The organism is Amycolatopsis sp. FBCC-B4732 (assembly GCF_023008405.1).
GTDB lineage: Bacteria > Actinomycetota > Actinomycetes > Mycobacteriales > Pseudonocardiaceae > Amycolatopsis > Amycolatopsis pretoriensis_A.
Genome location: NZ_CP095376.1, coordinates 3,318,315 through 3,339,228, shown reverse-complemented (window position 1 = coordinate 3,339,228; position 20,914 = coordinate 3,318,315). Strand labels below are relative to the sequence as shown.

20 protein-coding genes are annotated in these 20,914 nt (G+C 72.9%); 13 read left to right on the top strand and 7 right to left on the bottom strand.

Translation table 11 applies throughout. The features are described 5' to 3' along the window. Nucleotides 1–79: 79 nt before the first annotated feature. Nucleotides 80–676 carry a hypothetical protein gene (locus MUY14_RS14370; RefSeq protein WP_247023497.1) on the bottom strand — a complete coding sequence of 199 codons (597 nt, stop codon included), beginning with the start codon at nt 674–676 and terminating at the stop codon, nt 80–82. A 56-nt stretch (nt 677–732) separates the two neighbouring features. Between MUY14_RS14370 and MUY14_RS14365 the strand changes: the two genes are divergently transcribed. Then, the gene (locus MUY14_RS14365; protein WP_247023496.1) at nt 733–1,098 is read left to right on the top strand and encodes a DUF488 domain-containing protein; all 366 of its coding nucleotides are present in this window, start codon (nt 733–735) and stop codon (nt 1,096–1,098) included. A gap of 65 nt (nt 1,099–1,163) precedes the next feature. Here MUY14_RS14365 and MUY14_RS14360 read toward each other — a convergent pair whose 3' ends face one another. Further along, a complete protein-coding gene (locus MUY14_RS14360) occupies nt 1,164–3,512 on the bottom strand; it encodes a glycoside hydrolase family 2 TIM barrel-domain containing protein (RefSeq protein WP_247023495.1) in 2,349 nt (782 codons plus the stop codon). A 151-nt stretch (nt 3,513–3,663) separates the two neighbouring features. After that, a complete protein-coding gene (locus tag MUY14_RS14355) occupies nt 3,664–4,701 on the bottom strand; it encodes a LacI family DNA-binding transcriptional regulator (protein ID WP_247023494.1) in 1,038 nt (345 codons plus the stop codon). A gap of 150 nt (nt 4,702–4,851) precedes the next feature. Here MUY14_RS14355 and MUY14_RS14350 point away from each other — a divergent pair, with 150 nt between their 5' ends. The 9 genes from MUY14_RS14350 to MUY14_RS14310 are packed head-to-tail and all read left to right on the top strand — an operon-like array spanning nt 4,852 to nt 15,834. Continuing rightward, nucleotides 4,852–6,369 carry a sugar ABC transporter ATP-binding protein gene (locus MUY14_RS14350; protein ID WP_247023493.1) on the top strand — a complete coding sequence of 506 codons (1,518 nt, stop codon included), beginning with the start codon at nt 4,852–4,854 and terminating at the stop codon, nt 6,367–6,369. Beyond that, nucleotides 6,366–7,406 carry an ABC transporter permease gene (locus MUY14_RS14345; RefSeq protein ID WP_247023491.1) on the top strand — a complete coding sequence of 347 codons (1,041 nt, stop codon included), beginning with the start codon at nt 6,366–6,368 and terminating at the stop codon, nt 7,404–7,406. Before MUY14_RS14350 ends, MUY14_RS14345 begins: the two co-directional genes overlap by 4 nt. Next, nucleotides 7,399–8,406, top strand: a complete 1,008-nt coding sequence (locus MUY14_RS14340) for an ABC transporter permease (RefSeq protein WP_247023490.1) — start codon at nt 7,399–7,401, stop codon at nt 8,404–8,406. The genes MUY14_RS14345 and MUY14_RS14340 overlap by 8 nt, the downstream gene beginning before the upstream one ends. Nucleotides 8,407–8,411: 5 nt before the next feature. After that, a complete protein-coding gene (gene rhaS, locus MUY14_RS14335) occupies nt 8,412–9,473 on the top strand; it encodes a rhamnose ABC transporter substrate-binding protein (RefSeq protein WP_247023489.1) in 1,062 nt (353 codons plus the stop codon). After that, the gene (locus tag MUY14_RS14330; RefSeq protein ID WP_247023488.1) at nt 9,473–9,808 is read left to right on the top strand and encodes an L-rhamnose mutarotase; all 336 of its coding nucleotides are present in this window, start codon (nt 9,473–9,475) and stop codon (nt 9,806–9,808) included. Before rhaS ends, MUY14_RS14330 begins: the two co-directional genes overlap by 1 nt. Nucleotides 9,809–9,813: 5 nt before the next feature. Continuing rightward, nucleotides 9,814–10,980: an L-rhamnose isomerase gene (rhaI, locus tag MUY14_RS14325; RefSeq protein WP_247023487.1), complete on the top strand. Its 1,167-nt coding sequence runs from the start codon at nt 9,814–9,816 to the stop codon at nt 10,978–10,980. A 2-nt stretch (nt 10,981–10,982) separates the two neighbouring features. After that, nucleotides 10,983–13,001, top strand: coding sequence for a bifunctional aldolase/short-chain dehydrogenase (locus tag MUY14_RS14320; protein WP_247025132.1), 2,019 nt, complete (start codon nt 10,983–10,985; stop codon nt 12,999–13,001). Between the two features lie 8 nt (nt 13,002–13,009). Next, on the top strand, nt 13,010–14,431 hold the full coding sequence (locus MUY14_RS14315) for an L-fucose/L-arabinose isomerase family protein (protein ID WP_247023486.1): 1,422 nt from the start codon (nt 13,010–13,012) through the stop codon (nt 14,429–14,431). A 5-nt stretch (nt 14,432–14,436) separates the two neighbouring features. After that, nucleotides 14,437–15,834 (top strand): rhamnulokinase family protein, encoded by a 1,398-nt coding sequence (locus MUY14_RS14310; RefSeq protein WP_247025131.1) that lies wholly within the window; start codon nt 14,437–14,439, stop codon nt 15,832–15,834. Here MUY14_RS14310 and MUY14_RS14305 read toward each other — a convergent pair. After that, nucleotides 15,824–16,171 (bottom strand): hypothetical protein, encoded by a 348-nt coding sequence (locus MUY14_RS14305; RefSeq protein WP_247023485.1) that lies wholly within the window; start codon nt 16,169–16,171, stop codon nt 15,824–15,826. The genes MUY14_RS14310 and MUY14_RS14305 overlap by 11 nt on opposite strands. 159 nt (nt 16,172–16,330) lie before the next feature. Between MUY14_RS14305 and MUY14_RS14300 the strand changes: the two genes are divergently transcribed. After that, nucleotides 16,331–17,092, top strand: coding sequence for an NPP1 family protein (locus MUY14_RS14300; RefSeq protein WP_247023484.1), 762 nt, complete (start codon nt 16,331–16,333; stop codon nt 17,090–17,092). Nucleotides 17,093–17,146: 54 nt separating this feature from the next. Here MUY14_RS14300 and MUY14_RS14295 read toward each other — a convergent pair whose 3' ends face one another. Genes MUY14_RS14295 through MUY14_RS14285 form a run of 3 tightly spaced genes read right to left on the bottom strand, consistent with a single transcriptional unit; the run spans nt 17,147 to nt 19,210 of the window. After that, complete coding sequence (locus tag MUY14_RS14295) at nt 17,147–17,755, bottom strand: response regulator transcription factor (protein WP_247023483.1); 609 nt, start codon at nt 17,753–17,755, stop codon at nt 17,147–17,149. Then, nucleotides 17,752–18,819: a sensor histidine kinase gene (locus tag MUY14_RS14290; protein ID WP_247023482.1), complete on the bottom strand. Its 1,068-nt coding sequence runs from the start codon at nt 18,817–18,819 to the stop codon at nt 17,752–17,754. The genes MUY14_RS14295 and MUY14_RS14290 overlap by 4 nt, the downstream gene beginning before the upstream one ends. A gap of 10 nt (nt 18,820–18,829) precedes the next feature. Further along, the gene (locus tag MUY14_RS14285; protein ID WP_247023481.1) at nt 18,830–19,210 is read right to left on the bottom strand and encodes a hypothetical protein; all 381 of its coding nucleotides are present in this window, start codon (nt 19,208–19,210) and stop codon (nt 18,830–18,832) included. Between the two features lie 120 nt (nt 19,211–19,330). Here MUY14_RS14285 and MUY14_RS14280 point away from each other — a divergent pair, with 120 nt between their 5' ends. Beyond that, nucleotides 19,331–20,362: a LacI family DNA-binding transcriptional regulator gene (locus tag MUY14_RS14280; protein WP_247023480.1), complete on the top strand. Its 1,032-nt coding sequence runs from the start codon at nt 19,331–19,333 to the stop codon at nt 20,360–20,362. A gap of 16 nt (nt 20,363–20,378) precedes the next feature. Continuing rightward, nucleotides 20,379–20,867, top strand: coding sequence for a DinB family protein (locus MUY14_RS14275; RefSeq protein WP_247023478.1), 489 nt, complete (start codon nt 20,379–20,381; stop codon nt 20,865–20,867). The last annotated feature ends 47 nt before the right edge of the window (nt 20,868–20,914 follow it).

The following is a 20,914-nucleotide window of genomic DNA, read 5'->3' as shown; positions in this document are numbered from 1 at the left end:
TTGTTCCCCCGCGGCGGGAGCTGGGGGTAGGGCCACCCCGGCGACCCCTCCACGGTCGCCGGGGTGGCCCTTCGCGCGTTCAGCGGGCGGAGTCGTCGATCTGCACCGGGTACCCGGCCCGCAGCACGGCAACGGTGGCCGGCGGGGTGAGCACGGGGACGGTCCCTGCCCGGGGCAGCTTCCGCCTGGTGCCGTAACCCGCGGTCGTCCACTCCGTCAGCTGCCCGCCCACGACGAGTTCCGGGCGCCGGCCGCGGAGCACGAAGACGCCGTCGGGCAGCCCGGCCCACGGCAGTTCGTGCCGCCGCCGGAGGTGGGTGCCGCGGACCAGGCGTTCGGCGTGCAGCCGCCGGTTCATCCCGGCGGCCGACGGCGTGGCCGGGCCCGGCCACGCGGCGCGGTAGGCGGTGTAGGCCCGGCGGCGGCACTCCGCGCACGGCCGGTGCCCGGCGGCGAAGGAGACGGCCTCGTCGTGGAAGAACAGGTGCGTGTACCGGTTCGGCAGCCACTGCTCCCGCCACCGGCCGCGGAACTCGAGCGCGCAGGTGATCCACAGGTCGCCGGCGTGGAAGCGGACGATCTCGTGGCCGTCGTGCAGGACGCCCCGGTTGCCGGTCCACGCACCCCGCAGGGGAACGTCGACGACGTCGCCGGCCGGCGTCACGCGGTTGCGCACCAGGTCACCGCCCCGTTCCGGTGGCGGCGCACGCGGGCGCACCGCAGAATGCGCGCATGCAGCCGACGGTCGTCCGGGTGGCGCGCCTGACCGACCCGGCCGGGCCCGCCGACGGCACGCGCGTGCTCGTGGAGCGCCTGTGGCCCCGCGGCACCGCACGCACGGCGGTGGTCCTGGACGGCTGGTACCGCGGCCTGGCCCCGTCCGACGACCTGCGCACCTGGTACGGCCACGATCCGGAGCGGTTCACGGAGTTCACCGAGCGGTACCGCGCGGAGCTGCTCGAGCCGGACCGCGCGGAGGCGCTGGGGCGGCTGCGGGAACTGGCCGCAGCGGGCCCGCTGACGCTGCTGACGGCGAGCGGCTCGCCCTCGATCAGCCAGGCGGCGGTGCTGGCGGGGCTGCTCACCGGCGAGGGGTGAGGCGACTCCGGCGGAGCCGCTGCCGCGGTTTCGCCGGCGCCCCGAGGGCTGCGGGCGGCCGGTCGTCATGAGCCGGTCCCGGCCGTCTTGCCGGTCGCGGTCGTCGTGATCGTCGCCGTCGCGGTGCCCAGCGTGTCGTGCCGCGCGGTCAGCACCAGCGTCCCCGGCGGGCCCGCGAACGGCCGGACCCACACCGCCGCCGCGCCGCCCGTCGCACCGAAGTCGAGCTTCGCGTCCCCGATCAGCTCGCCCGGACCCGCCAGCGCCACCGAAACCGCCCCGGTCGTCCCCGCGCGGACCGTCCCGAACCGGTCGGTCGCCGCGATCACCACGCGGGTCGCGTCGCCGCCGTCCGCGCGCAACGACGGGTCGTCCGGCGTGCAGCCGAGCACGTCCCGGCTCCGGTCGCCGCTGAACCGGCGGCTGACCACCAGCCGCCCGCCGGCGTACCCGTCGATGCGCAGCTGCGGCCGCTGCCCGCGCGGGACCACCAGGTCCACCGCGAACGGCGGGTGCGGCAGGTGCGGGAAGTCCGCCCGGCGGCTGCGCGCGTCGCCCACCGGACGGTCGTCGAGGAACACCGCCAGGCGGTCGCAGTTCGACCAGATCGTCGCACCGCGGCCCGGCCCGGCCGGCTGGGCGGTGAAGTCCCAGTCGAACCCGGGCTCGGCGACCGCCCGCACGTCCGGCGGCCCCTGCGACGCGTAGAACGCCGCCGCGGGCTTCGCGATCCGGAAGATGTCGGCCACCCCCGCGAACTTCGAGCCGCCGACCGAGCGCTGCCAGCCCGACGGGTAGTCGAACGCGCACCACGCCAGCAACCCGCAGTAGCGGTCGTCCGCGGCGGCCAGGTCGTGGGCCTTCGCGTGCAGTTCCGCCTGCAGCTGGCGGGTCGCGGGCGGGTCGGTGCGGCGGTAGGTGCGGACGCCGGCGAGCGTCCCGATCGCCTCCGTCACCAGGTAGGGCACCCCCGGCCGCGGCGGGCGCAGCCGGAACGGGGCTCCGCGGCGCGCGATGTAGTCGTTGTAGGCCAGGATTTCGACGTCGCCGCCGGCGTACCGGGCGCCGGTCGTGCTGGCCAGCGCGCCGCTCGTCGGCCGCGACGGGTCCAGCTCCTTCGCCAGCCGCCCGGTCTTGGCGTACATCGCGGTCGTGCCGTTGGCCTCGTTGACCCGCGTGCCCCACACGACGACGCTCGGGTGGTTGCGGTCGCGCACGACCATGGCGGCGACGTCCTGGAGGTTCCGCCGCTGCCAGGCGTCGTCCCCGACGTGCCCCCAGCCCGGGATCTCCTCCCACACCAGCAGGCCCAGCTCGTCGCAGGCGTCGAGGAACGCGCTCGACTGCGGGTAGTGCGAGCACCGGACCATCGTGCAGTTCAGCTCGCGGCGCAGGATCTCCGCGTCGCGGCGCTGCACGCGGTCCGGCATCGCGCCGCCGGCGAACGGGTACCACTGGTGGCGGTTGAGGCCGAACAGCTTGAGCCGCCTGCCGTTGAGGAAGAAGCCGTCCGGGGTGAAGCGGGCCTCGCGGAACCCGGTCCGCACCGTGCGCCGGTCGAGCACCGCGGCCCCGGCCCGGACGGTCACCACGACGTCGCACAACGCCGGATCCACGACGTCCCACAGCCGGACGCCGTCGAGCCCCCGGACGTCGAACTCGACCACCGTCCCGACCGCCGGCATCGACGCGGACCCGCGCGCCAGCTCCCGGCCCGCTTGCCGCACCGAAGCGGTCACCTGGGCGGGCACGGCCCTTTCGAGCTCGCACCGCACGTGCAGCGACCGGCCGGGGGAGAGCACGTCGACGGGGCGGGCGAAGACGTCGGTGATCCGGGTGCGCGGCACGGTGCCGATCGTGGCCGGGCGGTAGATCCCGGCCGGCTGGTAGAAGTCGAGCACCGCCGGGCTCGCCCCGGGCAGGTTGGGCGGGACGTCCAGCGCCCACCGCCCGTCGACGACCACGGCGAGGGTGTTGTCGCCGTCGGCGACCCCGGGCAGCTCGACCTCGAACGGGAGGTAGCCGCCCTCGTGGGAGGCGACGAGCGTGCCGTTGAGGTAGACCGCCGCGTTCGTCATGACGCCCTCGAAGCGCGCCCGGTACCGTCCGGCCGTGGCCGCCGTGAAGTGCTTGCGGTAGATCCACCGGTCCTGCCACGACGCCGGGTCCCAGCCGGTCCAGGACAGCGGCGCCACGCAGTGGGGGAGCTGCACGGGATCGAGGCCGGCCTCGTCGAACCCGGCGTCGGTGCAGCCGTCGGCGTACCGCCCGAACAGCCAGAAATCGGTCAGCAGCCCGGAATCCGGGCCGGGCGCGGCGAGCCCGGCCGACCCCGCGACGACGGCGCCCAGCAGCGCGGCTCCGCCCGCGGCGAGGAACCCGCGCCGCGAAAGCCGCCGCTCGTCGCCGGCCATGACGACCTCCGTAAGCCGCGGGGCGTGGTCCGCCCGATCATGCTTCTCCCCCTGTGAATCAGGCGTGGGGCCCCGCGGGTTACACGCGATGGCCGGGAACGCCGGGCTGCGGCCCCGCGGCAAGCCCGCCGCGCCCACTCGGGCCCGTGGCTCAGCGCAGCGTCGAAGCGCGCACCACCAGTTCCGGCGTGAACACCACCTGCCGGTGCTCGTGGTTCGGCTCGCTGGTCTCCGCCAGCAGCAGCTCCGCGGCCGTCCGGCCCAGCCGGCGGCGGGGCTGGCGGACCGACGTCAGCGGGACGGCGGCCGCCGCGGCGAACTCGATGTCGTCGTAGCCCACGATCGCCAGGTCGTCCGGGACGCCCATGCGCAGGTTCGCGCACGTCTGCAGCAGCCCGAGCGCGACCAGGTCGTTGGCGCAGAACGCGGCGGTCGGGCGGACGTCGGCGGGCAGGCCCGCCAGCCGTTCGCCGGCGCCGCGGCCGTCGGCCACGGTCAGGGCCGTCGTAGTCAGGTCGACCAGGTGGTCCGGGGCGAGGCCCGCGGCGTCCAGCGCCTTCAGCGCGCCGAGCCGCCGGTCGCGGACCTGGCCCACCGTCGTGTGGTTGCCGATGAACGCGATCCGCTCGTGCCCCTGCTCGATCAGGTGCCGCACGGCGATCTCGCCGCCGCAGACGTCGTCCACCGCGACCGAGCAGTGGCTGGTGCCGCCGGGGGTGCGGTCGACGACGACCACCGGCGTGCCACGGTGCGCGATCTCGTGCAGCAGCGGGGCGTCCGGGTCGACCGGGGTGATGAGGATGCCTTGCACGCGCTGCTGTTCCAGGCGCCCGAGGTACGCGGCCTCCCGCGCCGGCTGGTGCGCGCTGTTGCAGAGGAACAGCGAGAGGTCGCCCGCGTCGGCGGCGTCCTCCATGCCGGCGGCGACGTCGGTGAAGAACGGGTTGCTGCCGTCGAGCATGACGTAGGCCAGCACGCGGCTGCGCCCGGCGCGCAGCTGCCGCGCGGATTCGTTGCGCACGAAGCGGAGTTCGGCCATCGCGGCCTCGACCTTCGCGCGGGTCGCGGGGCTGACCCGGTCGGGGCGGTTGAGCACGTTCGACACCGTGCCGAGGGAGACGCCGGCCGCCGCCGCAACGTCCTTGATGCCCGCGGCTCTCGGCTCGGCACCGGACTCCTGGACCGTCATCGGACCCCCTCATTGAAACGTAATATCGCCACGAACTATCGGCGGACGAAGACGTTCGGCCACGGTTCGGCCGATTCATTGACTTGCTTCTCCGTCGCATAGTAGCGTCACCGCGCCAGGTTTGTGAAACCTTTCAATCCGGAGGTCGCGATGACGCGGCAGGACCCGGGCCCAGCCCCTCTGCTGGAGGTGCGCGGTGTGACCAAGTCGTTCGGCGCCGTCGCGGCGGTCGCCGGCGTGAGCTTCGGCCTTTACGCCGGCGAAGCCCACGCACTGGTGGGGGAAAACGGTGCCGGCAAGTCCACGATCGTCAAGATGCTCGCCGGGGTGCACAAGCCCGACGACGGCACCTTGCTCATGGACGGCCGTCCGGTGGAGTTCGGCTCGCCGGCCGACGCCAAGGCCGCCGGCATCGCGGTGATCTACCAGGAACCCACGCTCTTCCCCGATCTTTCGGTCGCGGAGAACATCGTGATGGGCCGCCACCCCCGCGCCGGCTTCGGCCGGATCGACCGGGCGGCGATCCGCGCCGAGGCCGAGCGCCTCTTCTCCCGCCTCGGCGTCCGGATCGACCCGGCCCGCCCGGCGCGCGGCCTCTCCATCGCCGACCAGCAGATCGTCGAGATCGCCAAGGCGCTCAGCGCCGACGCCCGCGTGCTGGTCATGGACGAGCCGACCGCCGCACTGACCCAGATCGAGGTCGAGCGGCTCTTCACCGTCGCCCGCACGCTGCGCCAGGAAGGCGCGGCCATCATGTTCATCTCCCACCGCTTCGAGGAGATCACCGAGCTCTGCCAGCGCGTCACGATCATGCGCGACGGCAAGCACGTCTCCACCGACCCGCTCGACGACGTCACCGTCGACGAGATGGTGAAGCGGATGGTCGGGCGCGACCTCGACGCGCTGTTCCCCAAGCAGGACGTCGAACCCGGCGCGGTCGTGCTCGAAGTCGAGGGCCTGGCCCGCGACGGCGTCTTCCGCGACATCTCCTTCTCCGTGCGGGCGGGCGAGATCGTGGCGTTCGCCGGGCTCGTCGGCTCCGGCCGCTCCGAGGTCGTCCAGGCCGTCTTCGGCGTCGACGAGCGCGACGCGGGCGTGGTGAAGGTGAGCGGCAAGAAGCTCAAACCGCACTCGTCGCGGGCCGCGATGGGCGCCGGAATGGCGCTCGTCCCCGAAGACCGCCGCCAGCAGGGCCTGATCATGGACCTGTCGATCGAGCGGAACGTGACGCTGCCGCGCTCCCGCGCGCTTTCGAAGCTCGGTTTCCTGACCGGCGCGAGCGAGCGCCGGGAAGCCCGCCGCTGGACCGAACGCCTGCGCACCAAGTACCGCCGCCTCGGCGACCCCGTCGGGACGCTCTCGGGCGGCAACCAGCAGAAGGTCGTCCTCGCCAAGTGGCTGGCGATGGCGCCGAAGGTGCTGATCGTGGACGAGCCGACCCGCGGCATCGACGTCGGCACGAAGGCCGAGGTGCACCGGCTGATGTCGGCGCTGGCCGCCGAAGGCGTCGCCATCGTCATGGTCTCCTCGGAACTGCCCGAGGTGCTCGGCATGGCCGACCGCGTCCTCGTGATGCGGGAAGGCCGGATCGTGGCCGAGCTCCCGCGCGCCGACGCGACCGAGGACGCCGTCATGTTCGCCGCGATGGGCCAGGGGGCCGCCGCATGACCGCGACCAAGGAGGCACCGGTGACCAGGGACCCGGCCGTCCACTCCGGACGATCGTGGACCGCGAGCGTCTTCAAGGCGCGCGAATCCGGCATCGTCCTCGCCCTGATCGTCCTCGTGGCGTTCACCGCGACGCAGAACTCCCGGTTCCTGTCCGGGCAGAGCATCCGCGACATCCTGCTGGGCACCGCGATCCTGGCCGTGCTCGCCGTCGGCCAGGCGGTCGTGATGATCACCCGCAACATCGACCTCTCGGTCGGCTCGGTGCTCGGCCTGTCGGCGTTCGCCGTCGGCACGCTGATGAAGGACCACCCGGGCCTGCCGGTCCTCGTCGCCGTGCTCGTGGGCTTCGCCGTCGGCGCGGTGTGCGGGCTCCTCAACGGCGCGCTCGTGCGGTTCGGCCAGGTGCCCGCGCTGGTCGTCACCCTCGGCACGCTCTACGCCTACCGCGGCGTCAGCTACTTCTGGGCCGGCGGCCAGCAGATCAACGCGGACAAGCTGCCGGCGTCCTTTCTGGACTTCGGCACGGCGTCGGTGCTCGGCGTGCCGTGGCTGGTCCTGATCGCGCTGCTGGTGCTGGTGGTCGCCGGGATCGTGCTGCGCAGCTACCCTGCGGGGCGCGAGCTGTACGCGATGGGGTCGAGCCCGCAGGCCGCGCAGCTGGCCGGCATCCGGGTCGGCCGCAACACCATCGCCGCGTTCCTCGTCAGCGGCGCCCTCGCCGGGCTCGCCGGCGTCCTGTTCGCCGCCCGCTTCGGCACCGTGGACGCGGCCGCCGGCACCGGCTACGAGCTGAACGTCGTCGCCGCGGCCGTCGTCGGCGGGGTCGCGGTGTTCGGCGGCAGCGGCTCGGTCTGGGGCGCCGGCCTCGGCGCGCTCCTGCTGACCGTCATCGGCAGCGCGCTCGCCGTGCTCGACATCAACCAGTTCTGGCAGCAGGCGATCGTCGGCGCGCTGATCCTGCTCGCCATCGGCGCCGACCGGCTCGTCGCGGTGCGGGTCGCCAAGGCACTGAAGAAGAGGGATTCCCATGTCTGACCAGGGGAACCGGCTCGGCAGGCTGCTCAGCTGGGACGCCGCCGTCGTGCTCGTGACGGTGCTCGTCCTGATCGTGGCCTCCGGCGCCGTCGAGAACTTCGGCACCAGCCGCAACTTCACCTTCCTGCTGCTCGACCTGCTCCCGATCGCGCTGGTCGCGCTGCCGATGACGTTCATCATCGTCACCGGCGAGATCGACCTGTCGGTGGCGAGCACGCTCGGGCTGACGTCCGCGGTGATGGGCTCGCTGTGGGACGCGGGGCTGTCGATCGAAACCATCATCCCGCTGTGCATCGTGCTCGGCGCGGTCCTCGGCGCGCTGAACGGCTTCTTCGTCACCATGCTGAAACTGCCTTCGCTCGCCGTCACCATCGGCACCCTGGCGCTCTACCGCGGCCTGGCGTTCGTGGTGCTCGGCGACGGTGCGGTCGCCGACTTCCCGCGGGACTACACGAGCTGGGTCACCGGGACCATCGGCGACGGTCCGGTCCCGAACGTCCTGCTCCCGCTGGTCGTGGTGGCGCTGGTCTTCGGCGTCGTGCTGCACGCGACCCCGGTCGGCCGCGGCGTCTTCGCGGCCGGCGCCGGCGAGCAGGCGGCCCGGTTCGCCGGCATCCGCACCGGGCGGCTCAAGTTCTGGCTGTACGTCGTGAGCGGCGCGGTCGCCGGGCTCGCCGGGGTGCTGTGGACCCTGCGCTACTCCAGCGCCCGCGCCGACAACGGCTTCGGCCTCGAACTCGCCGTCGTGGCCGCCGTGCTCCTCGGCGGCGTGTCCATCTTCGGCGGCAAGGGCACGCTCCCCGGCGTGCTCGCCGGGGTGGTCCTGCTGGCGTCCCTGCAGAACGCGCTGCGCCTGCAGGACGTGTCCAACGAGGCTCTCAACATCGTGACCGGCGTGCTCCTCATCGTGTCGGTCCTGCTCCCCAACGTCGTGACTTCGGCCCGGACGGCGTTGCGCCGCCGGAGCCGGGCGACCGCTCCGGTATCCCCAGAAAGGTGACGAAGATGTCCCGAAGGTTCCTCACCGGCGCAGTGTCGGCCGGGCTGGTGCTGGTCCTGGCCGCCTGCAGCGGCACGACCAAGAACGACAACGCCGGGTCCGGCGCGAGTGCGTCCACCGCCGCGGCGAACCCGAACGCCGCGGCGAAGGAGGGCGTCAAGATGGCGTTCCTGCCCAAGCAGCTCAACAACCCCTACAGTGACATCGAGGTCAGCGGCGGCAAGGACGCGCTGGCCGAGCTGAAGGGCGAGTACAAGCTGGTCGGGCCGAACGACGCCAGCGCGTCGTCGCAGGTCAGCTACATCAACACGCTGATCCAGCAGCAGCAGGACGTCATCGGCATCGCCGCGAACGACCCGAACGCCGTCTGCCCGTCGCTGAACCAGGCCCGCAGCGCCGGCATCAAGATCGTCGCGTTCGACTCCGACGCGGCGAAGGACTGCCGCGACGTCTTCATCAACCAGGCCACCACGCAGGGCATCGGCGAGGCGCTGGCCAAGCAGGCGAAGGACCTGTCCGGCGGGTCCGGCGAGATCGCGGTCCTGTCCGCGACGCCGAACGCCACGAACCAGAACGCCTGGATCGAGGTGCTCAAGAAGGAACTGGCGAAGCCGGAGTACGCGAACATCAAGCTGGACAAGGTCGCCTACGGCAACGACGACGACCAGAAGTCGTTCCAGGAAGCCCAGGGCCTGCTGCAGTCGTTCCCGAATCTCAAGGTGATCGTCTCGCCGACCACCGTGGGCATCGCGGCCGCCGCGCGCTACGTCAGCTCGTCGAGCTACAAGGGCAAGGTCGCGGTGACCGGCCTGGGTACGCCGAACCAGATGCGCGCGTTCGTCAAGGACGGCACCGTCAAGCAGTTCGCGCTGTGGAACCCGGCCGACATCGGCTACCTCGCCGCGTACGCCGGGGTCGCGCTCAAGTCGGGCCAGATCACCGGCAAGGAAGGCGAGAAGTTCAAGGCGGGCAAGCTCGGCGACTACACGATCGGGGCGAGCGGTGAGATCGTCCTCGGCCCGCCGACGACGTTCGACGCGAACAACATCGACAAGTTCAACTTCTGATGCCACGGTACTGCTTCTGCCTCCAGGTCAAGCCCGACCGGATGACCGCGTACGCCGAGCGGCACCGGGCGGTGTGGCCCGAGATGCGGCAGGCCCTGCACGACACCGGCTGGCGCAACTATTCGCTGTTCCTCCGCGACGACGGCCTGCTGATCGGGTACGTCGAGGCGGACGACCTCGAAGCCGCGCGGGCCGCCATGGCGAAGACCGACGTCAACACCCGCTGGCAGGCGGAAATGGCGGAGTTCTTCACCGGCCTCGATGGCGGTCCGCCGGATGCGGGGTTCCAGCTGCTCGACGAGGTCTTCCACCTCGACGTCCGGGAAGGACAGTGATCGCCATGGGTGATTCGGCTGCGGTCAAAGCGGCTTTGCGGGCCCAGCGCATCGAGACGCCGTCGTGGGCGTACGCGAATTCGGGCACCCGGTTCAAGGTGTTCCCGCAACCCGGCGTCCCGCGGACGGCGGAGGAGAAGATCGCCGACGCGGCGACCGTGCACCGGTTCACCGGGGTCGCGCCGAGCGTGGCGCTGCACATCCCGTGGGACCGCGTCGACGACTTCGGCGCCCTGACCGCGTACGCGCGGGACCTGGGCATCGAGATCGGTGCCATCAACACCAACGTCTTCCAGGACGAGGACTACAAGCTCGGCTCGGTCACCAACCCCGACGCGGGGATCCGCCGCAAGGCGACCGACCACCTCCTGGAAGCCATCTCCATCATGGACGCGACCGGGTCGCGGGACCTGAAGCTGTGGTTCTCCGACGGCATCAACTACCCGGGCCAGGACGACATCCGGGACCGCCAGGACCGGCTCGCGGCGGCGTTGAAGGAGACCTACGACCGGCTCGGCCCGGATCAGCGGATGCTGCTGGAGTACAAGCTCTTCGAGCCCGCCTTCTACGCCACCGACGTCCCGGACTGGGGCACGTCGTACGCGCACTGCGTCGAGCTGGGGGAGAAGGCGACGGTGTGCATCGACACCGGCCACCACGCCCCCGGTACGAACATCGAGTTCATCGTGGCGTTCCTGCTGCGGGCCGGGAAGCTGGGCGCGTTCGACTTCAACTCGCGCTTCTACGCCGACGACGACCTGATGGTCGGCGCGGCGGACCCGTTCCAGCTGTTCCGGATCATGTACGAGATCGTCCGCGGCGAAGCACTCGATCCGTCGTACGGGATCGCGTTCATGCTCGACCAGTGCCACAACATCGAGGCCAAGATCCCGGCGATCATCCGGTCGGTGATGAACGTCCAGGAAGCGACGGCCAAGGCGCTGCTGGTCGACCGCACGGCGCTGCGCGCGGCCCAGCAGTCCGGCGACGTCCTCGGGGCCAACGCCGTGCTGATGGACGCCTACAACACCGACGTCCGGCCGCTGCTGGGCGAGCTGCGCGCGGACGCCGGGCTCGACCCGGACCCGGTCGCGGCCTACCAGCGCAGCGGGTACCAGGAGAAGATCGTGGCCGAGCGCGCCGGCGGCACGCAGGCCGGGTGGGGAGCATGAGCATGACCGTCCCGGAAGAACTCGTCGCGCGCAGCAACGCGCTCGGCGCCGACCCCCGGAACACCAACTACGCCGGCGGCAACACCTCCGCCAAGGGCACCGCGGTCGACCCGGTCACCGGCACCCCCGCGGAACTGCTGTGGGTCAAGGGGTCCGGCGGCGACCTCGGCACGCTGACCGAGGCCGGGCTCGCGGTGCTGCGGCTGGACCGGCTGCGGTCCCTCGTGGACGTCTACCCCGGCGTCGAGCGCGAGGACGAGATGGTCGCCGCGTTCGACTACTGCCTGCACGGCCGGGGCGGCGCGGCGCCGTCCATCGACACGGCGATGCACGGTCTCGTGGACGCCGGCCACGTCGACCACCTGCACCCGGACTCGGGCATCGCGCTGGCCACCGCGGCCGACGGACCCGCGCTGACGAAGGAGTGCTTCGGCGACCGGGTCGCGTGGGTGGACTGGCGCCGGCCGGGCTTCCAGCTGGGCCTGGACATCGCCGCGGTCAAGGCGGCGAACCCGCAGGCCATCGGCGTGATCCTCGGCGGGCACGGCATCACCGCCTGGGGCGCGACTTCGGAGGAGTGCGAGCGCAACTCCCTGGAGATCATCCGGACGGCCGAGGAGTTCCTCGCCTCCCGCGGTGCGCCGGAGCCGTTCGGGCCGGTCGTACCCGGGTTCGAGGCGCTGCCGGAGGCCGAGCGGCACGCGCGCGCCGCGGCCCTGGCGCCGGTGATCCGCGGGCTGGCCTCGACCGACCAGCGCGTGCTCGGCCACTACACCGACAGCGACGTCGTGCTGGAGTTCCTGGCCCGCGAGAAGCTCGGACCGCTCGCCGCGCTCGGGACGTCTTGCCCGGACCACTTCCTGCGCACGAAGGTCCGGCCGCTGGTACTGGACCTGCCCGCGACCGCGCCGCTGGACGACGTCGTCGCGCGGCTGAAGGAACTGCACGCCTCCTACCGCACGGAGTACGCCGCCTACTACGAGCGGCACGCGGTCGCCGGTTCGCCCGCGATGCGCGGCGCGGACCCGGCGATCGTGCTGGTGCCCGGCGTCGGGATGTTCTCCTTCGGCCGCGACCAGCAGACCGCCCGGGTGGCGGGGGAGTTCTACGTCAACGCCATCAACGTGATGCGCGGGGCCGAGGTCGTTTCGTCGTACGCGCCGATCCCGGAGAGCGAGAAGTTCCGGATCGAGTACTGGGCGCTGGAAGAGGCGAAGCTGCGGCGGATGCCGAAGCCCAAGCCCCTGGCCGGGCGGATCGCGCTGGTGACCGGGGCCGGGTCGGGCATCGGCAAGGCCATCGCCGTCCGGCTCGCGGCCGAGGGCGCCTGCGTGGCCATCGCCGACCTGAACGCTTCGGCCGCCGCCGAAGTCGCCGCGGAGACCGGCGGCATCGCGGTGACCGCGGACGTCACCGACGCCGCCGCGGTCCAGGCCGCGGTGGACGCGACCGTGCTCGCCTTCGGCGGGCTCGACCTGGTGGTCAACAACGCCGGGCTGTCGATTTCGAAGCCGCTGCTGGAAACCACCGAACGCGACTGGGACCTCCAGCACGACGTCATGGCGAAGGGGTCGTTCCTGGTCGCCCGTGCCGCGGCGAAGGTGATGATCGACCAGGGCATCGGCGGGGACATCGTCTACATCTCGTCGAAGAACGCGGTGTTCGCCGGCCCCAACAACGTCGCCTACGGGGCCGCGAAGGCCGACCAGGCCCACCAGGTGCGGCTGCTGGCCGCCGAGCTCGGCGGGTACGGGATCCGCGTCAACGGCGTGAACCCCGACGGCGTCGTCCAGGGTTCGGGCATCTTCGCCGGGGGCTGGGGCGCCCAGCGCGCCGCCGTCTACGGCGTCCCGGAGGAGAAGCTGGGCGAGTTCTACGCCCAGCGCACGATCCTCAAGCGCGAGGTGCTGCCCGAGCACGTCGCGGCCGCGGTGTTCGCCCTGACCGGCGGCGACCTCACCCACACCACCGGCCTGCACGTGCCGGTGGACGCCGGGGTGGCCGCCGCGTTCCTGCGCTAGGAGAGCCGATGACCCTCGATCGCATCACGCCGCGCCAGACCCGGGTCGGGCTCGTCTCCGGCGGGCTCGGCGCGTACTGGCCGCAGTTCCCTTCGCTGCTGCCCCAGCTGGAGGCGTCGGCGCGCCGCGTCTCTTCGCGACTGTCCGAACTGGACTGCGAGGTCGTCGACGCCGGGTTCGTCTCGGACGCGGCCGAAGGCGCGGCCGCGGCGGAGAAGCTGCGCGTCGCCGGGTGCGACCTGATCATCGGGTTCCTCACCACGTACCTGACGTCCAGCATGCTGGCCCCGGTCGCGCAGCGCTCGGGCGCGCCGGTGCTGCTGCTCAACCTGCAGCCCACCGAGTCGATGGACCACGAGTCCTTCGACACCGGCGCCTGGCTCGCCTACTGCGGTGCGTGCCCGCTGCCGGAGATGGCCAACGCGTTCCGCCGGCTGGGCGTCGAATTCCGTTCGGTGTCCGGGTACCTGGAAGATCCGCGGGCGTGGACCCGCATCGAACGCTGGATCAAGGCGGCCGGCGTGCGGGCGGCGCTGCGCCACGGCCGCCACGGCCTGCTCGGGCACCTCTACCCGGGCATGATGGACGTCTCCACCGACCCGACCCTGGTCTCGGCCCAGCTCGGCGGGCACGTCGAGATCCTCGAGGTCGACGACCTGCGGGTGCGCGTCGAGAAGGTGTCCGACGACGAGACGGCCGCCCGGGTCGCGCTGGCGTGCGACGTGTTCACCGTGGACGAGTCCGTCGTGGACGAAGACTTCGCCTGGGGCGCCCGGGTTTCCGTGGCGCTCGACCGGCTCGTCGAGGACTTCTCGCTGGATTCGCTGGCGTACTACCACCGCGGCCTCGACGGCGAGACCCACGAACGCGTCGGCGCCGGCTTCATCCTCGGCGCGTCGCTGCTCACCGCGCGCGGCATCCCCGCGGTCGGCGAGTACGAGCTGCGCACGTCACTGGCGATGCTGATCATGGACCGGCTCGGCGCGGGCGGCTCGTTCACCGAGCTGCAGGCGCTGAACTTCCACGACGGCGTCGTCGAAATGGGCCACGACGGCCCGGCGCACCTCGGGATCAGCGCCCGCAAGCCGCTGCTGCGCGGCCTCGGCGTCTACCACGGCAAGCGCGGCTGGGGCGTGTCGGTGGAGTTCGACGTCAAGCCGGGCCCGGTCACGCTGTGCGGCCTCGGGCAGCGGCGCGACGGGACGTTCTCGCTCATCGCGTCCGAGGGCACGGTCGTGCCCGGGCCGCTGCTGCGCATCGGCAACACGACCTCCCGCGTCGACTTCGGCTGCGACCCGGGGGAGTGGACCGACGCGTGGTCGGCCAGCGGCATCGCCCACCACTGGGCGCTGGGCACCGGCCACCGCGTCGCCGAGCTGACGGCGGTCGCGGACCTGCTCGGCCTGGAGCTGACGGTGGTGCGCCCGTGAAGCGGGTGGCGGCCGTCGACCTCGGCGCGTCCAGCGGGCGCGTGATGGCCGGCACCGTCGGTCCTTCGACGTTGAGCCTGGCGGAGGTGCGCCGCTTCCCGAACGGCGGCGTCCGCGCCGGGCCGGCGTTGTACTGGGACGTCCTGGGGCTCTACCGCGAAACCCTGGCGGGGATCCGCGACGCCGGCGCGGTGGACGGCGTCGGCATCGACTCCTGGGCCGTCGACTACGGCCTCCTGGACGCCCGGGGCGCGCTGCTCGGCAATCCCTTCTGCTACCGCGATCCCCGCACCGACGGCGTCGCGGAAAAGGTGGCGGCCTCGGTGTCCGCGCGCGAGCTGTACGACGTGACGGGCCTGCAGCAGCTGCCGTTCAACACGCTGTACCAGCTGGTGGCCGAGGGCGACCGGCTCGAGGCCGCGTCGGCGCTGCTGCTGATCCCGGACCTGCTGAACTACTGGCTGACGGGCTCGATCGGGGCCGAGCGGACCAACGCGTCGACGACCCAGCTGTACGACGTGCGTTCCCGGGAGTGGGCTCATCCGCTCGCTTCGCGGGTGGGCATCCCGTCGCGCCTGCTGCCCCCGCTGCGTGATCCCGGCACGGTGGTCGGCACGGCTCCGGAGCTTTCCGGTGTCCCGGTGATCGCGGTGGGCTCGCACGACACGGCGTCGGCGGTGGTCGCGGTCCCGGCGTCTCCGGGGGAGAACTTCGCCTACATCTCGTCGGGCACGTGGTCCTTGGCCGGCCTGGAGCTGCCCGCACCGGAGCTGAGCGACGCGGCGTTGGCGGCGAACTTCACGAACGAGGGCGGCGTCGACGGCACCATTCGTTTCCTGCGCAACGTGATGGGCCTGTGGGTGCTGTCGGAGACCTTGCGCACGTGGTCATCCCCGGACCTCCCGGGGTTGCTGACGGCCGCGGCTTCGTCCCCGGCACCGGCGGCGGTGGTGGACATCGACGCCCCGGAGTTCCTGCCCCCGGGCGACATGCCCGCCCGCATCGCGGCAGCGTGCACGGCCACCGGTCAGCCCGTTCCCGCGGACCGGCCCGCGATGGTCCGGTGCATCATCGACAGCCTGGCGGTGGCCCACCGCCGCACGATCCGCGAGGCAGCCCAGCTGACCGGCCGCGTGGTGGACGCGGTCCACCTGGTCGGCGGCGGCGCCCGCAACGAACTCCTCTGCCAGTCGACGGCGGACGCGTGCGGCGTCCCGGTCCTGGCGGGCCCGGTGGAGGCGGCGGCGCTGGGGAACGTGCTGGTGCAGGCCCGGGCGCTGGGGGAGGACCTGCCGGACCTGGCGGCGATGCGGGCGCTGGTGCGGGAGACGCAGGAGATCCGCCGCTACGAGCCGTCGGGCCAGGGGGACTGGGACGCCGCCGAGGCCCGGCTCAGAGGTTGATGTTGCCGTGCACGTCGCCGGCCTGGATGACCTTGCCCGTCACGGTGCCGGTCACCGTGTTGTGCACGCCGCCGTACGTCACGCGGCCCTCCGGGAGCTTCTCCCACTCCGTGCGCAGGGCTTCCGCGAACTCCCGGTCCTCCGTCCCGGCCGACTCCAGCCGCTCGGCGAGCGCCCGGATCGGCTGGGTGTCGGACGACGGCGCCGACGCGGCCGCTTCCAGGGCCAAAGTGGCCGCAGGGTCCTTGGCGAACTTGCGTTTCACCAGGTCGTAGAGGCCAGTCGCCCCCTTCGCCGCCAGTGCGGCGGCGATGGAGATCAGGATGGGTTCGGGCATGCTTCAAACGTAGCCGCGCCCCGGCCGCGGAACCAGTTCTGCGCGTTCGTGCCCCACGGATAGCGGCAGCCGGGCAGACTCGCGCCGCCGCGGTTGCCAATCCGGAGCGATCACACGAGCCTGGTCGGAAAATCACCGACGAACCCGCAGGAGCCCGCGATGGCGCACCGTTCCCGCACCCTGGCCGCCGCTGCCGCCGGCGCGCTGGCCCTCTCCGTCCTCTTCCCCGCGACCGCTCTCGCCGACCCGCCGGGCGCCCTGCCCGCGAACGCGAGCGACTTCGAGAAGACGTTCCAGCCGGCCTTCGACTACGACAAGGACGGCTGCTACCCGACCCCCGCCATCGGCCCCGACGGCATGATCGCCCCCGGCCTGTCCCTCGGCGGCGACACCAACGGCCACTGCCGCGACTCCTGGGACCTCGACAACACGAACTCCTACTCGCGCCAGAAGTGCGACAACGGCTGGTGCGCGGTGATGTTCACCCTCTACTTCGAGAAGGACCAGGCCTCCCTCGGCCCGGGCAGCGCCGGCCACCGGCACGACTGGGAGCACGTCGTCGTCTGGGTCAAGGACGACCAGGTCGAGTACGTCGCCACCTCCCAGCACGGCGGCTTCGCCGTCCACGACCGCGCGAGCCTGCGCTTCGAAGGCACCCACGCGAAAGTCGTCTACCACAAGGACGGCGGCTCGACACACTGCTTCCGCGCGGCCAACGGCAACGACGACCCGCCCGAGAACCACAAAGGCACCTGGCAGTACCCGGCCCCCGTCGGCTGGGACGGCTACCCGGCGGGCCTGCGGGACAAGCTCACCCAGGCCGACTTCGGGAGCGCCACCTTCGGCATCAAGGACGACCAGTTCGCCGGCAACCTCGCCAAGGCCAAGCCGGCCGGCATCCCGTTCGACGAGAACGCCTAGCATCGCGCGTCCAAGGTCCGTCGCCCGGCCGGCGGGCAACCTCGGCGCGCGACCCTAGAGCCAGCCCCGCTCGTCGGCGATCCGGACCGCTTCCACGCGGTTGCGGCCGCCGGTCTTCGCGATCGCCGCGGAGACGTAGTTGCGGACCGTGCCTTCGGACAGGTAGAGCCGGGACGCGATCTCGGCGATCGTCGCGCCGGTCCGCGCGGTGATGAGGACGTCGCGTTCGCGGGCGGTCAGCGGGGATTCGCCCGCCGCCAGGGTGGCGACCGCGAGCGCCGGGTCGACCACCCGTTCGCCGGCCCGGACGCGGCGGATCGCGTCGGCGAGGACGTCGGCGGGCGCGTCCTTGACCACGAACCCGGCGGCGCCCGCCTCGATCGCGCGGCGCAGGTAGCCGGCGCGGCCGAACGTCGTGAGCATGACGACCCGGCAGTCCGGCACCTGCGCGGCGAGCACCGCCGCGGCGGCGAGGCCGTCCAGGCCTGGCATCTCGATGTCGAGCAGCGCGACGTCGGGCCGGTGTTCGCGGGCCGCGGCGACGACCTCGTCCCCGCGGCCGACCGACGCGACGACCTCGAAGTCGTCCTCGAGCGCGAGCAGCGCGCACAGCGCCTGGCGGACCAGCTCCTGGTCGTCGGCGAGCAGCAGGCGGATCGTCACACCGTCACCCGCAACCGCCAGCCGCGCGGGTCCACCGGCCCGGCCGAGAGGGAACCGCCGGCCGCGTCGACGCGCTCGCGCAGTCCCTCGAGCCCGGACCCGCCCTGGGCCGGACCGCCCACGCCATCGTCGAGAACCTCCACAGTGGACGCCGAGAGCGTCACCGCGCACCGGCTCGCTCGCGCGTGCCGGGCCACGTTCGTCAGCCCCTCCCGCACCACCCAGCCGAAGAGTTCCTGGTGGGCGGGGGACACGACGTCGGTGGCCGTGGGCAGGTCGGCGGTGACCCCGCAGGCGCGCAGCAGTTCGCGGCCCCGGGCGAGCTCGCCGGCGAGCGAGACCTCGCGGTAGCCCGACACCGCCGCGCGGACTTCGGTCAGGGCCTGGCGGGCCAGCGTTTCCACGGCGGTCATCTCCTCACCCGCGCGAACGGCGTCGGCATCGACGAGCCGTCGCGCCAGGGTGCTCTTCACCGTGATCGCGGTGAGCGAATGGCCGAGCAGGTCGTGCAGGTCCCGGGCGATCCGGGTGCGTTCGGCTTCGGACGCCAGCCGCGCGACCTCGGCGCGGGCCGCGACCAGCGCGGTGTTGGCCCGGATCGCTTCGGCGAACGCGCCGACCATCAGCACGGTGAACACGAGCGCCACCGCCTGCGCCCAGCCCGGCCCGTCCGGCCACGGCACGGCGACGGCGGCGAGCGCCGCCGCGGCCACCAGGGCGACCGCGACCCGCCGGGGGAGCCGCGGCGCGGCCAGGGAAAGGACGACGGCGGCGAGGAAGAACGCGTCGGCGTCGGCGAAGGGGAGCGCGGCGCCGAACAGCACGGCACAAGTGCTCGTGAGCACCCAGAACGGCCGGGCGGCCCGGCGCGCCGCGGCGGCCGCGGCGAGCAGGTACGCGACGGCGAACGCGGTCACGACCACGCAGCCCGCGACCGCCGCGGTGCCCGTCGAGTGCTGCAGCACGCCCGCGAGCGTGACCGCCGGGTAGACGAGCATCCCGGCGTCGAGCAGCCGCAGCCGCCAGCCGCGCACCCAGCGCTGCACGTCGCTCGCCCCGTCCACCACCGGAACGCTACCGGGCCCGACGGCGGTTGATCAGGACGGTGACGCCGAGCAGCAGCAGCCCGCAGACGCCCTGTTCGACGCGCAGCCACAGCGGGAACAGCCCGGGCAGCGCGACGATGACGACGATCGCCACCAGCATCACCGCCGAGACGATCCGCAGCCGCAGAAGCCCCTTCTCCGATCCGCGGGCGGCGCTGCGGGCGAAGGCGAACGTCAGCAGCGAACTGGCGACGACGAGGGTGGCGCGCACCCAGACGGCGTCGGTCACCATCGCGGGGTGGTCGCGGAACAGGACGATCACGGCGAGCGTGAGCACGGAGAGCGCCGCGTAGGCGCCGGTGAGCAGCAGCACGGGCCGGAAACCGGCGGTGCGGGTCGTGGTGGTCATGCCGGAAATGCTCCGGCGCGGGCGCTCACGGGGGCAGTGCCGTCGCACACCGGGCCGTCATGACATTTGTCAGCGGCGCGGCACTGGGAGAGCGCTCTCACAGCGTGCTACAAAGGACGGGTGACGACGCAGCCGCCCACCTTGGAGGACGTCGCGCGGGTCGCCGGCGTCTCGCGGGCCACGGTGTCGCGCGTGGTCAACAGCGTCCGCAACGTCGACCCCAAGCTGCGGGAGACGGTCGAACGCGCGATCGCCGACACCGGCTACGTCCCGAACCGGGCCGCGCGGTCACTGGTCACCCGGCGCACCGGCGGGATCGCGCTGGTGGTGTCGGAGCCGGAGCGGCACGTCGAGGCGTTCACCGGCGGGGTCTTCGGCGACCCGTTCTTCGGCCGCGTCGTCGAGGGCGTCGTCTCCCACCTGCGCCCGCACGGCCTGCACCCGCTGCTGATGCTCGTCGACAGCGACACCGACCGCGCGAAGCTGGTCCCGAAACTGCGCCAGGAGCAGGTCAGCGGCGTCCTGCTGATCTCCCTGCACCCGGCGGAAGACCCGTTGCCGCGCACGCTGACCGACGCGGGCGTGCCGACGGCGCTGTTCGCGCGGCCCGCCCGCCCGGCACCGGTGTGCTACGTCGACGTCGCCCACCAGGACGGCGCCCGGCTCGCGGCCGAGCGGCTCGTCTCGCGCGGCTGCCGTCGCGTCGCGACGATCGCGGGCCCGGCGGGCACCCCGGCGGGCCAGGACCGGCTGGCCGGCTTCCGCGACGCGATGGCCCGCCACGGCCACGCGTACGTGGCGGTCGCCGAGGGCGACTTCACCGAGCACGGCGGCGAACAGGCGATGGAACGCCTGCTGGCCGAGGAACCCGCGCTGGACGGGCTCTTCGTGGCCAACGACCTGATGGCGTACGGCGCGCTGACGGTGCTGCGCGAAGCCGGCCGCCGCGTCCCGGACGACGTGGCGGTGGTCGGTTTCGACGACAGCCGCGTCGCGCTGAGCTGCCGCCCCCGCCTCACGACGGTCCGCCAGCCGGTCGAGGAGATGGGCGCGGCGATGGCCCGGATGGTCCTCGACCGCATGGCCGACCCGGACCTGCGCGCCGAATCGGTGATCTTCGACCCGGAACTCGTGGTCCGCGACTCGGGCTGAGCACTACGTTGGGCCCATGGCCGAGACACAGCGCAAACCCGTGCCGCGCAACGACGGCGGCGAGCTCGACACCGCGACGGCGTTCCTGACCTTCGCCCGCGAGTCCGTCCTGAAGAAGACCGACGGGCTGACCGACGAGCAGCTGCGCGAGGTCCTCGTCGGGTCCGGCACCACGCTGCTCGGGCTCGTCCACCACCTCACGTTCGCCGAGCGGGTCTGGTTCGGGCACCACGTCGCCGGCGGCGAAAACCCCGGCGACGTGGACATGACCGTCCCTGAAGGCCGGTCGACGGCGGACGTGCTGGCCGGCTACCGGGCGGCGATCGAAGCGAGCGACGCGGCGATCCGGGCGGCCGGCGACCCGGCGGCGCCGGTGGCGGTCCCCGTCCTGGGCACCGCGCACACCCTCCGGTGGGTGCTCGCGCACATGACGTCCGAGACCGCCCGGCACGCGGGGCACGCCGACATCCTGCGCGAGCAGCTCGACGGCGTCACCGGCCGCTGATCTGTCCGGACAGTTCCGGTCAGTGGTCTGGACATCACCCCTCTCGC